This is a genomic window from Mesorhizobium sp. WSM4817, assembly GCF_055811135.1.
Genome location: NZ_JBVVQQ010000002.1, coordinates 268,222 through 280,894, shown reverse-complemented (window position 1 = coordinate 280,894; position 12,673 = coordinate 268,222). Strand labels below are relative to the sequence as shown.

At 61.0% G+C, this 12,673-nt stretch carries 13 protein-coding genes; 9 read left to right on the top strand and 4 right to left on the bottom strand.

Translation table 11 applies throughout. From position 1 onward, the window contains the following. Window positions 1–61 precede the first annotated feature (61 nt). Window positions 62–922 carry a MurR/RpiR family transcriptional regulator gene (locus AC0L2K_RS04010; RefSeq protein WP_128172198.1) on the bottom strand — a complete coding sequence of 287 codons (861 nt, stop codon included), beginning with the start codon at window positions 920–922 and terminating at the stop codon, window positions 62–64. 214 nt (window positions 923–1,136) lie between these two features. Between AC0L2K_RS04010 and AC0L2K_RS04005 the strand changes: the two genes are divergently transcribed. The 7 genes from AC0L2K_RS04005 to AC0L2K_RS03975 all read left to right on the top strand — a co-directional run bounded on the left by AC0L2K_RS04005 (window position 1,137) and on the right by AC0L2K_RS03975 (window position 7,214). Further along, the gene (locus tag AC0L2K_RS04005; RefSeq protein WP_023799517.1) at window positions 1,137–1,316 is read left to right on the top strand and encodes a hypothetical protein; all 180 of its coding nucleotides are present in this window, start codon (window positions 1,137–1,139) and stop codon (window positions 1,314–1,316) included. Window positions 1,317–1,435: 119 nt separating this feature from the next. Then, window positions 1,436–2,419 carry a SctD/MshK family protein gene (locus AC0L2K_RS04000; RefSeq protein ID WP_287345905.1) on the top strand — a complete coding sequence of 328 codons (984 nt, stop codon included), beginning with the start codon at window positions 1,436–1,438 and terminating at the stop codon, window positions 2,417–2,419. 38 nt (window positions 2,420–2,457) lie between these two features. Next, window positions 2,458–2,856, top strand: a complete 399-nt coding sequence (locus tag AC0L2K_RS03995; protein ID WP_473530679.1) for a hypothetical protein — start codon at window positions 2,458–2,460, stop codon at window positions 2,854–2,856. 17 nt (window positions 2,857–2,873) lie between these two features. Beyond that, window positions 2,874–3,185: a tetratricopeptide repeat protein gene (locus AC0L2K_RS03990; protein WP_287171961.1), complete on the top strand. Its 312-nt coding sequence runs from the start codon at window positions 2,874–2,876 to the stop codon at window positions 3,183–3,185. Further along, window positions 3,182–5,344: a type III secretion system export apparatus subunit SctV gene (gene sctV, locus AC0L2K_RS03985; RefSeq protein WP_473530678.1), complete on the top strand. Its 2,163-nt coding sequence runs from the start codon at window positions 3,182–3,184 to the stop codon at window positions 5,342–5,344. Before AC0L2K_RS03990 ends, sctV begins: the two co-directional genes overlap by 4 nt. Before the next feature lie 57 nt (window positions 5,345–5,401). After that, complete coding sequence (locus AC0L2K_RS03980) at window positions 5,402–6,751, top strand: type II and III secretion system protein family protein (RefSeq protein ID WP_473530677.1); 1,350 nt, start codon at window positions 5,402–5,404, stop codon at window positions 6,749–6,751. 13 nt (window positions 6,752–6,764) lie between these two features. Further along, on the top strand, window positions 6,765–7,214 hold the full coding sequence (locus AC0L2K_RS03975; protein WP_473530676.1) for a hypothetical protein: 450 nt from the start codon (window positions 6,765–6,767) through the stop codon (window positions 7,212–7,214). Window positions 7,215–7,453: 239 nt separating this feature from the next. Here AC0L2K_RS03975 and AC0L2K_RS03970 read toward each other — a convergent pair whose 3' ends face one another. Then, entirely contained in the window at window positions 7,454–8,257 is an 804-nt protein-coding gene (locus AC0L2K_RS03970) for a tetratricopeptide repeat protein (RefSeq protein ID WP_473530675.1), read from the bottom strand. 84 nt (window positions 8,258–8,341) lie between these two features. On the opposite strand from AC0L2K_RS03970, the gene AC0L2K_RS03965 reads away from it, so the two are divergent. Next, window positions 8,342–9,382, top strand: a complete 1,041-nt coding sequence (locus AC0L2K_RS03965) for an EscU/YscU/HrcU family type III secretion system export apparatus switch protein (RefSeq protein ID WP_091590137.1) — start codon at window positions 8,342–8,344, stop codon at window positions 9,380–9,382. A gap of 65 nt (window positions 9,383–9,447) precedes the next feature. Here the strand turns inward: AC0L2K_RS03965 and AC0L2K_RS03960 are convergent, their stop codons facing one another. Then, window positions 9,448–10,791 (bottom strand): SGNH/GDSL hydrolase family protein, encoded by a 1,344-nt coding sequence (locus tag AC0L2K_RS03960; protein ID WP_473530674.1) that lies wholly within the window; start codon window positions 10,789–10,791, stop codon window positions 9,448–9,450. 190 nt (window positions 10,792–10,981) lie between these two features. Then, complete coding sequence (locus tag AC0L2K_RS03955) at window positions 10,982–11,986, bottom strand: hypothetical protein (protein ID WP_287258398.1); 1,005 nt, start codon at window positions 11,984–11,986, stop codon at window positions 10,982–10,984. 24 nt (window positions 11,987–12,010) lie between these two features. Here AC0L2K_RS03955 and AC0L2K_RS03950 point away from each other — a divergent pair, with 24 nt between their 5' ends. Further along, window positions 12,011–12,649, top strand: coding sequence for a hypothetical protein (locus AC0L2K_RS03950; protein ID WP_473530673.1), 639 nt, complete (start codon window positions 12,011–12,013; stop codon window positions 12,647–12,649). The last annotated feature ends 24 nt before the right edge of the window (window positions 12,650–12,673 follow it).

Here is a 12,673-nt window from a genome sequence, read left to right as displayed (position 1 = left end):
TGGTTCAGGCAGTCTGCCTGCCGTCAACGCCCCCGCGCCCGACAGTGGAAGCCCCAGAAGCTTACCGGGGCGGCTTCCAATAAATGCCGAAAGCAGCGAGTTGCTTTTCCGACTGTCTTACTCGTTCGGCAGCATTCACTTCAGACTGCACAGCCGTCAGTGCCGCCAGAATCTCGACGGCGGCGAACGCCGGCGCCATGCTGCGAAAGAACGACTGCGAATTTGCCGTAACGATGATGGTCTCCCGCGCGATCCGGGCCAGCGGCGACACGCTGCTGTCGGTGATTGCCACCACGCCGACACCCTGCCTGGCCGACTGGCGCGCCACGTCGATCGTCGTTCGTTCATAAGGCGACATGCCCACAGCAAGGAGCACGTCGCCGCGTCCCGCGCCCTGCAAGGCATCCAGACCATGTCCGCCCATCTCGCCGACAAGCGTCACCTTGCGGTCGCCGCCAGCCAGAAACGACATGATGTGAACGAAGTGGCTGGCGACCGGATAACCGGAGCGCGCGCCGAGACCAAACAGATTGCGTGATCGTGCAAGGAGGTCTGCGGCGGCGATGAATTGCGAGGCATTGCCGTACTCACCCAGACTTGAAACCTGCGCCGCGAGCGTGTCGGCGACAACCCCTGCAGTCGAATATCCGGGAACGCCACCCTGGTCGGCACCCCGTCGCACCGGCTCACCGGCGCCTGTCTCACGCAGCGCGCGCGCATAAAGACTGCGCATATCCTCATAGCCTTCAAGGCCAAGCCATCGCGCCAACCGCATCATCGTGCTGTGCGAAACGCCGGCCTGATGCGCCTGCTCGCGCATCGACATCAGTGCGACATCCTTAGGATGGTCCAGCACGAAACGCGCGGCGACCCGCAGCTGCGGCGGCATATTCTCGAACCGTTCGACCAACAGCTCCGCCAAAGGACCTTGTTCCATTCTGCCATACCCCATTTACCCCGATGGCAGGTTACTCCTCCAATGGTGGCAATGCAACAGTTGGAACCTAACTGGTTCATATATTCCAAGTGGACTTTCATTTTCGATCACGCTGCCTTAAGCTGCTTTCGCAACCTGCCGGATCGCGTCGACGTGATTCCGGAGTTTGTAACTTGAATGGTCCCTCAAGGAGACAACGATGGCTACCCCTCCCATTACGTCCGGCGCTGCCGGGTCGCCGGAACAGAACCTGGACAAGATGATCAAGCATCAGGAGCGCATGTTTAGCCTCGAGATCACAAAAGAGATCGCGAAGTCCCAACATGACATGCTGATGAGCACCGCGAGGACGCTCGGCCAGTCGGCCGAAAAGGCCTAAGGCGGGATTCTCGAACCATGCGCCGCCGCAAGCACCCGGCGGCGCACGTCCACGGCACGAACGTTTCGATGCCGTTGCCAGGCTGCGTCTGAATTGTCATCAGCGGGAGATGAAGTGGCATGACCGCTCATTCTAACGGCAAAGATTGGGCTAACGGCAAAGATTGGGCTATCGGCCGCACCCCGGCATCGCGACATTCCGTTGCGCTCAGCGTAACGCAGGGATTTCACGCGGGCGCCCAACTTAGTCTGGTCGAGCCTCTGTATACGGTCGGCTCCAGCACGGAGTCCGAAATAGTCCTTAGGGACGCCGGCATCGCGCCGGTCCACGCAAGGTTGCGGCGCAAGGGCAGCCAGATTGAAATCGAAGCCGTCGGCGGCGATGTCACGCTCGCCACCGGCGAGATCATCCGTGAAGGCCAGGGCCGCCGCTGCAAGCTGCCGCTGTCGATGAGCCTCGGCGATGCCCATATCCGGCTGGTTAACCCGGAACGCCCGCCGAATCGCTGGTCTGTTTCCAATCGCCCCCTGCTGGTTGCAGGCAGCGTTCTCTTTGCTGTCTTCGCTGTTTCCGTCGCCGCCAATGGGTTCTCCTTCGCCGAGCCGGACATTGGCAAAAAGCTGTCCGCTCAGGTCGATAAACCGATCACGTTGGCCCTCGCTGGCGAGGCCGGGCAGAGTGTTCTGGACGATTCATCGCCGACACCCAGTGCCGCCGACGCGGAACGCCAGCTCAAGCTGCGCCTCGAGCAATCCGGCATAAGCACATTGACCGTTCAGCAATCACCTGGACGGCTCGTGGTCTCGGGCATGATCGCCAATGACAAGAATGCTGCCTGGACCGAAACGCAATCCTGGTTCGACCAGGCGTTCGGCGCGCACCTCACCCTCGCCTCCAATGTCATGATCGGCAACGCCGAGCAAGCTCCGCGCCTGAGGCTGCAGGCGATCTGGTATGGCGAGCGGCCCTATGTCATCGCCACCGACGGCGCACGCTATCATGAAGGCGCATTCACCAATGACGGCTGGACCGTCAAGCGCATTGGCGAGACGGAACTTCTCCTGACGAAGGGCGGCGCCACGGTCGCGCTGAAATATCCGTGAACCGCCGGCTTGAAGGCCCGCGTTTCGATACGGCAAGGATGGATACAACCGGCCGCGAGGTGCGGCAGGCGGAAGGCGTGCGTGGTCAGGCAATCAGCCGTCGGCGGATGAACGGCGTCGACAAGGCCGCAAGCCGGGCCCCGGGGACGACATCGGCCGCTGGTACGGAAAAGCCAGGAACCGCGGAATTCCAGTCCTCTCGGGGTACGGCGGGCGAATCGCTCGACGAGGCGCTCATCAACTTCGTCATGCCTGGTATTCCCGAGCCTGCAATCCTGCGTCGCTCGGTACCCATTCTCCAGCATTTTGTAACGCATCTGGTTCCCGGCCTTGAGGGAGGCGAGCCACTCAAGACACTTGCCAGAACGCTGATGGAGGATGAAATCGAGCGTCATCGCGATCTGCTTGGCCGGATACAGGAAGGAATCGAAACCTGACTGATCCGCATGACACAGTGCATCTGCTGCATGTCCTGGGCTATCTCTACGGGTGTCACGGGCAGGCAAAGCGGGGCGCGGCATATCTGCTTATCGCGGCGCAGCTGTCGCCGGGAAATGCCGGCGTTCTGCGCACGCTGGCGCATCTGCTCATACTCGATGGCGAAGCGGACAAGGCGCTTGCCACCATTGCCAGGCTGGAGACGCTCGAGGGAATGGACCACCCGACGCTGGCGTTGCTGAAGAGCCGCGCGTTGATTGTGGCCGGCCGCAAGGCCGAGGCGCACAATGCCTTGCGGAGCTTCCTGTCGCATCGAGCCGCCGAATGACGGTATCGGAACGCCTTCTGCAGTTCCTTGCCAAGCTGTCACGCCGTAGCGATCTGGTCATTGCCATCCTGATGCTCGTTGCAGTGGTGATGATGCTCATTCCATTGCCGACCTTCCTCGTCGACATTCTCATCACCGCCAATATCGCCGTCAGCGTGCTTATCCTGCTGGCTTCGTTTTATGTTTCTCATCCGCTCCAGTTCTCGTCGCTGCCATCGGTCATCCTCATCGCCACCTTGTTCCGGCTGGCGATCACGATCACGACCACGCGACTGATCCTCCTCCAGGCCGACGCAGGCGAGATCGTTTCCGCCTTCGGTAGTTTCGTCGTCGGCGGCAGTATTGCCGTGGGCCTGGTGATCTTCCTGATCATCACCGTTGCGCAGTTCATCGTGGTTGCGCGGGGTGCGGAACGCGTTGCCGAAGTTGCCGCGCGCTTTACGCTCGATGCGCTGCCCGGCAAGCAGATGAGCATCGATGCGGAGTTGCGCAACGGAGACATCGATCAGGCGGAGGCACGCCGGCTTCGCCAGCAGCTTGAGCGTGAAAGCCAGTTGTTTGGCGCGATGGATGGCGCCATGAAATTCGTCAAGGGCGACGTCATCGCCGGCATTGTCATCATTCTGGTCAATTTGATCGGCGGTTTCGCGATCGGAACGCTGCAGCACGATATGTCGCTGGGCGACGCCGCCGTTACCTACTCACTGCTCACGGTGGGTGACGGGCTGATCGCGCAGATACCGGCACTGCTTGTCGCCGTGGCCGCCGGCACGATGGTGACGCGTGTCGGCAGCTCGGACGGCACGAGCGACCTTGGCAAGCAAATAACCAGCCAGCTGCTGCGCGACCCCCGTGCACTCGCACTCGCCGCGGTGATCATGGTCGGACTGGCCATAGTGCCGGGTTTTCCGTCCCTTGTGTTCCTGATCCTTGGTGCCTGCTTCGGCGCGGGCGCCTATGCGATCAATCGCCGTACCGCGGGGGAATCCGAGCTCAGCGATATCGGCCAGATCGCGGTGGCCGAACAAGCCGGCAAACCGGCATCGCTTTCATCAACGGCCGTCGGAACACTGCCTTCTTCATCCCGCATCGTCGCACGCTTCGGGACCGAACTCGGACGCTCGGTCCCGGAACCCGAATTCGCCACGCTCGCTGATGGCGTGCGCCGCGAGCTTTTCAGCGATCTCGGTGTCGACGTTCCGGCTATCGGCCTGCAGGTCGACGAGAAGCTTTCAGCGAGAAGCATGCGCATCGATCTGGAGGGCGCACCCATCCTGGATGTTGAAATCCCCGCCGACCGCGTTCTTGTCGAAGCGGACCCAACGCATCTCGATCTGCTCGATGTGACTTACGAAAAGGGCTCTCCGATTGCCGGTCGGCGCAAATTCATGTGGGTCGATGATCGCCACCTTTCGGCGTTGAAGGAAGCCGGCTTCGTCTTCTCCACGCCGGCGCAAACAGCGGCAAAATGGACCGGAAATGCACTTCGGCTCTATGCCGGCCATTTCGTCGGGATCCAGGAAACGCGCAGGCTGTTGTCGGACATGGAGCCGGACTATGCGGATCTGGTCAGACAGGCGCAGGAGATCGTGCCGCTGCAGAAAATCGCGGAGGTGCTTCGGCGACTTGTCGGCGAAAACGTGCCGATCCGCAACCTGCGCCTGATCCTCGAAGCGCTGATCGAATGGGGTCAACGCGAACAGGACGTCGTTCTGCTTACGGAATATATCCGCAAGTCCTTGAAACGCCAGATCAGCTTCCGCTTCGCTGGCCGTAACAACATCATCGCAGCCTATGTTCTGCAGCGCTCGGCCGAGGATATCCTGCGAAACGCGGTGCAAAGCACATCGACCGGCACGTTCCTGAACCTTTCGGATGACGATCTACAGGCATTGATCGCCGAAATCGAACGAGCCTTGTCGCAGAACGCCACCGATGTCTCACCCGTCGTCCTCGCGGCGATGGATGTACGCCGTCATATGCGAAGCCTGCTCACGCACAATGCCATCGAACTTCCGGTTCTGTCCTTCGGGGAAATCGCACAGGAATTCAACGTCCAGCCATTGGCCACGATATCCGGCCGCTCGGGCGTGGCACGCAACGTCTCTCGGTCGCTGCCATCGGCTGAGGCGAAAGCCGGACAAGAGGCAGCCTCATGATGCCAGCCGGGCGGATTGGGACAATTGGGGGAACTACATGCTCAAGAGGGGAACGGCATGACAATTCACGATACCGCAGCAGGCGTTCGATCCGCCACTTTCGCCGGGCGGATGCGCTGGCTCGCTATCGCGACGGTTGGCGTCTTGCTGGCGTTCTTGTTCACACATGCCGACGCGATGGCACAGGATGTGTCGCCATTGCCGAGCCGACCAACGGTCGACCTGCCGGTCGGGCATGGACGCCTGCTGCGTTTCAATGAACCCGTTGAATCCGTCCTGATCGCCGACACCACGATCGCCGACCTTCAGGTCGTGTCGCCGGGGATGGTCTATGTCTTCGGCCTGAAGCCCGGCCTGACCAACCTCATTGCAATCACGGCCAATGAGCGGGTCGAGGCAACGGCCCAGTTCCGCGTCACCCCCGATGTCACGCCTGCCAACGAAGCGAAAGACGCAATGCAGCCGAACTCGGCAACAAATCTCTCGATTTTCGGGACCCGCATTGTTGCGACCGGCGAGGCAGGAGGCGTCGAGGAGGCAACGGATGTCGACAATATCGCCCGCACCTTCTCGCCGCCGGAACAGCCGCCGCTGAACAACATGACCGTGCAGGGGTCGCAGCAGGTCAATATCCGGGTCCGTTTCGCCGAAGTCTCGCGCACTGAGCTGCAGTCCTACGGCGTCGACTGGTCTGTCGGATACAGGAGCGGCGGTTTTGAGTTCAACATGTTCCAGGACAATGGCGTGCCCTCCGGCACCGGCAATCTTGGTTTGAGCATGGACCAGGCGCAGGGCATCAACTTCGACATTCTCATCGAAGCGCTGCAACGCAACGGCGTTGTCAAGATACTGGCCGAACCGAACCTGACAGCGATGACCGGTCAGACCGCGAGCTTTCTTGCCGGCGGCGAAATCCCGGTTCCGATTCCGCAAGGAACGGACGTCGTTACCGTTCAATACAAGTCGTTCGGCGTTTCCCTCGGGTTCACCCCTACGCTGATCGGCCGCGATCGCATTGCGCTCCATGTTCAGCCGGAAGTCAGTTCCTTGTCGGAAGCAGGTTCAGTCAGCGCCAATGGCTTTGCCATGCCGAGTTTCGTCGTGCGCAGGGCTGACACCACGGTCGAAGTGGCGAGCGGCCAGACCTTTGCGATCGCCGGTCTTTTCCAGCAGCGGACCTCGCGTAATCTGGAAAAGTTTCCGGTTCTCGGCGATGTGCCAGTGCTTGGCCCGCTTTTTCAGTCACAGCGCTTCCAGCGCGAGGAGACGGAACTGGTGATCCTGATCACGCCCTATCTGGTCGAGCCGGTGCGCGACAGCCTCGCCACGCCGCTCGATCGTCCGGCGGCCAAGCGCCACAGGAAGCGCGCCAATGACGCATCGGCGATGGGCCTGATCATCAAGTAGCGGGGAACCGGACATGACATTTCGCATCGCATTGTGCTCTGTTCTTCCGGTGCTGCTTCTGGTCGGCTGCGCGAACGGCCGGCAGCAGCCGCAGGAATATTCTCCCGGCTACAGCTATGTTTCGACCGACACCGGCGGCTCGCAGAAGGGCGTCGGCGGCTCCATCCTTGCTCCCAATGCATGTCTGAACCAACCGGTCGATGACGACCGTTCTGCCGCTGCGACCAATCTGACGATCGTCACCGGCGTCGGCTCCCACCTGCCGCCCGGCTGCGCCAACGCCTACAATCTTCAACGCATGGCCGAAAGCCAGCGGGACCTCGTCGAGGGCCGGCGCATGGGGGCGGCGGCGGCCGCGCCGACGGCAAATGCCGCGCGGCGCTACCTCAATGGCGAAGAGGCGCCAATCGGTGGAGCCAACAGCGGGCCGCCGACGCCGCAAACAATGCTGCCAGTCGAGTGAGCCGATGCGGCCTTGCAAAAGCGCGTCGCGTTTGCGCGACATGCATTAGTTTGTCCGGTTGTTTGCGCGTCGGGCTCGACCCGACTTGGCTTTGCGCTATCCGGACCGATGCGCTAGAGCGGTTCATCGTTTCACGGAAACGCCGAACCGCTCTATCTCCTTGTTTTTGCGCAATTCCCAAGGGAAAGCGCTGTGCGCTTTTCCCGGGAAAATCGTTTCACACTTTTCCTGGAATTGCTCTAGCCGAGGATAGAGCCGAGCGCTTTCGCCCTTGCCTGTGTGCTGCCCTTCGACCGGATGGTTCTGGCACGCGCAAGCAAGATATTCACCTCCTTGGTCCCCAGGCCGATCGGCGGCGAGGCCCTGACCTGATCGGCCTGGCCAAGAAGTCCGTAGACCACCACGACGTTGCGCTTGTGATGCAACTGCGCATTGGGTGCGGCGGAGATCTTCTGGACCAGCGGGAGTGCTGTGGCGGAATTGCCTTCGAGCGCCGCGGCCAACGCCATGTTGCTCTCGACGTCGAGATCCCCCGGCGCAAGTTTCAACGCCTGAGCAAAAGTGGTCTGCGCCTCCGCCGTCTGGCCGGCGAATGTCTGCGCCACGCCCAGCCTGATATAGGCGCTGCTGGTGTTGACCAGCGGCGCGGCCTGCGCGAGCGCGCGAATGCCGGCATCGATATCGCCCGTTTCCATCATCGCCGAGCCAAGCCCGAGCATTGCCCCTCCGTCATTGGGCGCTTTTGCCAGCGCGGCCTGATAGGCTCTAGCCGCCTCGGCGGGATAGCCCGCTCGCATATAGGCCTCGCCCGCCTTGACGAAGGCGCTCGGCTTGGCATCCGGCATCGCTGCCGCGCGCTGGTAGAGCGCGATTGCGGTGCCACTGTCTCCCTGCGCATGGATATCGTCCGCAAGCTTGATCAGACGCTCCGATTGCGACGACGGGCCCTGTGCCTTTGCCTGCTCGGTGTCGGTTTTGGTCGTCTGACAACCGGTCACCGCCAGCATGGCGACGACGGGCAAGAACACGACGTGCAGCCGCATATCCACCTCTCCGTATTCAAGCCCGCCGCACCTTACACACGGCCCTGGCCGACTGGAACCACAACAGTGCGATAAGATTGCAACATGGCCGAAGAAGCTGAGGAAAAGAAACTACCGGCGTCCGACAAGAAGCTTCGCGACGCTCGCCGCAAAGGCCAGGTTTCGCAGAGCCGCGACCTGGCCTCCGGCTTCACGCTTTTCGCAGCGCTTGGCTATCTTTATTTCGCCTGGCCGATGCTGTTCGGGCACCTTTCGGAACTCGTGCAGACCGTGACCACCCCCGGCGATTCGTTCGTTGAAGTCAGCCTGCAGGCTATCCGCCATTCGTTGTCATTGCTGATGCTTGCCACCTTGCCGCTGGTCGGAATCGTTGTCGTTCTCGCCGTGGTCTTCGGCATGCTGGGAACGTTCGGGCCGGTCTTCTCGTTTGAGCCGCTCAAGCCGCAATTCGATCACATAAACCCGGCGAAGGGTCTTCAGAAGATCCTGTCGCTGCGCAACGTCGTCGAGTTCACCAAAGGCCTGGCCAAGGTGGTGTTGCTGGCCGGCCTGTTCGCATTCCTTTTGATCGCGTGGCTGCAGCCGCTCTTCGATGCACCGGGATGCGCTCCGTCATGCCTGGAGCCAATTATCAAAGCGGTGCTGACACCGCTTGGAATTGCCGCCGCCCTGGCCTTTGTCGTCATCGGCGTGATCGATGTTCCTATTCAGCGCTGGCTGTTCCTGCGCGACATGCGCATGACGACAACCGAATACAAGCGCGAAAACAAGGACCTCGAAGGCGATCCGTTGATTCGACATGAACAGCAGCGACAGCGGCGTGAGGCCGTGATGCAACCGGCGAAGCTGGGCGTGAAAAACGCGGTCATCGTTTTCGTGTCCGGTGACCGCTCAGTGGCATTGCGTTACGTCAGGGGTGAAACGCCGGTGCCGACGGTCGTCGGCAAGGGCCAGGGCCGAGCGGCTGACGAGATGACGGCTCAAGCACGCCAGGCAGGTATTCCGGTGATCGAGGATGCGGCCGTCGCCGGCCCACTCTTCGAAAATACGAACACCGGAGCTTACATCGGCCAGGAGATGTTCCCACCGGTCGTACGCCATCTTGTCCGGCTCGGGCTCACTTGAGCCATGCGCGAACCGACCTTGCCGCAATGCCTGAGCAGCGCGGCAAGGTCAGCAGCGACAGCCGACTACTTGGCTGAACCCAACAGGACGTCGAGATCGACCGCGTCTGCCATTGCCTTGTATCCCGCGTCGTTGGGATGGAGGTTATCGCCGCAGTCGTAGTCGTCGCGCAGATACCCCGGCTTGGCCGGGTCTTCCATCACCTTGTCGAAGTCGACCACGCCATCGAAGCCGCCGCCGGTGCGGATCCATTCGTTCACCGCGACGCGAATCTTTTCTTTCTCGGGCGTGTAGTAACCCTCGGTGGGAAGTCCTTTGAAGGTTTCGGCGAAGGGGGTCAACGTCGCGCCGACAATGCGTATGCCATGGGCGTGCGCGCGATCGATGAGTTGTTTGTATCCGGTGATGATGTCTTGCGCCGTCGGTTCCTTGTCGTCCGGCGTGATTGCATTTTCGCCGGGCCAGCCGATATCGTTGATGCCCATCATAAGGACGACGGTCGAGACTTTGGGATGGCTCAGTATATCAGAATCGAAACGTCCCAAGGCATTGACACCCATACCGTCGGTCAACACGCGATTGCCCGAAAAGGCTTCGTTGACCACCGCGACCTTGCGGTTGGCCTCCTGCAATCGCTTGGCGATATGGTCCGGCCAGCGATTATTGGCGTCAGGGGTCGAGCAATTCCCATCCGTGATGGAATCCCCGAAAAACACGATCGCCTCGGATTCCGGCACGGCGTCAACCCATATGTCGCTCAGAAACAGGCGCGATTTGAGTGTGCTGTCAGCCTTGAACGCAGCCTCGTTTGTGAAATTGCCCGGGCCGGAGATGTAGGCGGTTTGCACGCCATCCCAATGCACCGACGACAACGCCGTCTTCTTCGGCAGGAAAATGCTGACCGAGATTTCGGAAAGCGCTTCTGCCGAGAGAGCGATGGGGTCGCTGAGGATCGGAGCTCCCGGCGGAACGACCACAGAACTATTGCCGCCCCAGGTCAGAGGCTTCAAGGTCGCCTGATCGACGTTGCCGCCCTTGCCTGCTATTGCGACGCTGCCGGCACCGATGGTCAGCGGCTTTTCGCCGAAAGCATTCGACAGCACGACCCGCACGCTATTGCCGCCAACGCTGATGCGGGCGACCTGGCGGACGGTCTGGTTCTCCAATACCTCCGGCACTCCGAAAGGCGCAGGAAGATCATCCGACCAGCGCGGAGCAGGTGTGGCAGCCCAAGTGGTGATCCAGGCTGCCTTTTCGGCGCCTTGTGCCGAAAAACCTGCAATCGCGGAACCGGCCGCCGCAGCTGCACATATCAGGATGATCTGACGTCGACGCCGTTTCCTCCCTGCGGCGGTAGAAAGCTCCGATGAAACCTTATCCGTGAAAACCAAAGGCCTGTTGAGCCGCATTTTTATCTCCTCCTCGAGACATGCTGGTAATGCCGCCGCCGGGCTCATTATGACGGGCTGCCTAGGGAATGAAATTCGACTTCCGTGGCAATTTTGGACCAGCGTCAGGAGCAAGGATTTGCGAGCGTGGAAACTGGTGCTGCCTTATAGTCAACTCGCGTGCTGAACGTCCGCTGCGCCCTCGCCGGATTCACTGGCGGACATCGATCCTGGGGCCCAATGTCTGGGTCATGACCCGCCGCACGACCTTGCCATCCGCGACATCGAGGCAGACGGTATCGACCAGGTATCGATACGCCACGATGTCGCGAGGCTCCAGCGCCTCAAAAGCGCGGTGCAGGAACGGCATGGAATAATGATGGTGTGGATAGAAGTTATAACCGACCGCAACAGCCGAGCTCGCCAGGTTCACGGCGCGATTGTGCTGGCCAAGAATAAACGGCGCCGGGCGGGCCGCATCGTAGTCAGGCGGCGTGATCGGCTGTTCGACTGGATAGGCGCACTCGTTCGTAAGCTTCATGATCTCGTAGTTGGACGAGGCAATTTCCGACGACTTTGGCTGCACCTTCCTGATCCCGATCTGGCCCCAGGCTGAGGTCGGAACGTGGCCGGATTCACGACGATATTCCTGATAGCCGAAGTGACGGGCATAGAGCAGATAGGAGGCGTCGCGGAAAAAGCTCGGTGCGACCCGCACCCAGTCACCTTCTTTCGTCAGCGCCTCGAAATGTGCTTGCCGGATTTGCCTTGAATCGTACCAGCCGAGCCGCGCGTTATAAAAGACCGCGTCGCCGAATATGGTGACAACAATCCCGGTTACGATGGCAGTCGTGGAAAACGAACTTTCCTTCATTCTCGTCAGAGCCGCGACGATCAGACTGTTCAAGATGATCCAGTGCAGAAAAAGGGCGCCGCTCAGAAGGAAGATCCCGATATGCATGATATCGAAGAACGCGGTCAGCCCGATGAGCCACCGCCTGCGCAAAAAAGCGAGAAAGCATAGAAGCTGCGCAGCAAGGATAACGACATTCATCGGAACCTGGACCGCCCTGACCGCTTCATAAGCATGAGCGAGCAGCGATTCGGAAAAGCCCAGCGGGGCCGCGCCCAACCCGTACCCGGCCAGCATGATGGAACTGGTCGGGTTCTCGAGGATCCAGCTCAACGGCCCTCCGTCAAGCGTGACCTTGGCCATCCCGGACATGAAGTAGTTGCCAAAATGGGCGCCGATCCCAGCCAGCAGCAGTATGCCGGCAGCCTGGGCCGCGAACTCCCTGGTTCCGAGTTCGCCAACGCTGGGCAGGTTCCTGGTGAAGAGCTTCAGCCGGCTCAAACTCTGCAGCAGGCCAAGGGCCAACAGGCCACAGGCCAGGAAGAGACCGACCTCAATCAAGGGCGCATAGTCGTTGCGGCCCAGTTCCGCAGCATCGGAAACTGCCCGCGTGACGTTCTTGTGGAAGGCGAAATAGACCATCGGGAAAATGGCGAAGGATGGCCGCAGGATCGAAAAAAGCGCCGCCACAAGCGCGATCAGGCGAGAATAGACGAGTACATTGCCCAACGCGTCGGCGCGAGCTGCGTTGGCAATGCCGAGTTCGTCTCCAAGCCCGAAGCTGAAGGGGCCCAGCGTTATCGACAGTCCGACGACGATGATGCGCGCAGCCCGCGCCTCGGCGGGATAGCGCACGAATGCAAAAAGGCAGCAAAGCAGAGCCAACCCGATGCCGCTGACCGTGGCGAGGGCAGGATCGTGCCACGCCACGCGGGATGCCGCCTTCTCGTACAACAGGATCGGAACGACCCCGCACAGGACCGGGAAAAAAAGAAGGGCTGCAAGGACATAACGCTCAACGGGTGAACGGTCGATGCCGACTGACGGCCA

Coding starts and splice junctions, on each gene's coding strand:
- AC0L2K_RS04005 (WP_023799517.1), top strand. CDS start 1,137: ATGGCTACCCCTCCCATTACGTCCGGCGCTGCCGGGTCGCCGGAACAG.
- AC0L2K_RS04000 (WP_287345905.1), top strand. CDS start 1,436: ATGACCGCTCATTCTAACGGCAAAGATTGGGCTAACGGCAAAGATTGG.
- AC0L2K_RS03995 (WP_473530679.1), top strand. CDS start 2,458: ATGGATACAACCGGCCGCGAGGTGCGGCAGGCGGAAGGCGTGCGTGGT.
- sctV (WP_473530678.1), top strand. CDS start 3,182: ATGACGGTATCGGAACGCCTTCTGCAGTTCCTTGCCAAGCTGTCACGC.
- AC0L2K_RS03980 (WP_473530677.1), top strand. CDS start 5,402: ATGACAATTCACGATACCGCAGCAGGCGTTCGATCCGCCACTTTCGCC.
- AC0L2K_RS03975 (WP_473530676.1), top strand. CDS start 6,765: ATGACATTTCGCATCGCATTGTGCTCTGTTCTTCCGGTGCTGCTTCTG.
- AC0L2K_RS03970 (WP_473530675.1), bottom strand. CDS start 8,257: ATGCGGCTGCACGTCGTGTTCTTGCCCGTCGTCGCCATGCTGGCGGTG.
- AC0L2K_RS03965 (WP_091590137.1), top strand. CDS start 8,342: ATGGCCGAAGAAGCTGAGGAAAAGAAACTACCGGCGTCCGACAAGAAG.
- AC0L2K_RS03960 (WP_473530674.1), bottom strand. CDS start 10,791: ATGCGGCTCAACAGGCCTTTGGTTTTCACGGATAAGGTTTCATCGGAG.
- AC0L2K_RS03955 (WP_287258398.1), bottom strand. CDS start 11,986: ATGGCCAAGGTCACGCTTGACGGAGGGCCGTTGAGCTGGATCCTCGAG.
- AC0L2K_RS03950 (WP_473530673.1), top strand. CDS start 12,011: ATGGGCGCCGATCCCAGCCAGCAGCAGTATGCCGGCAGCCTGGGCCGC.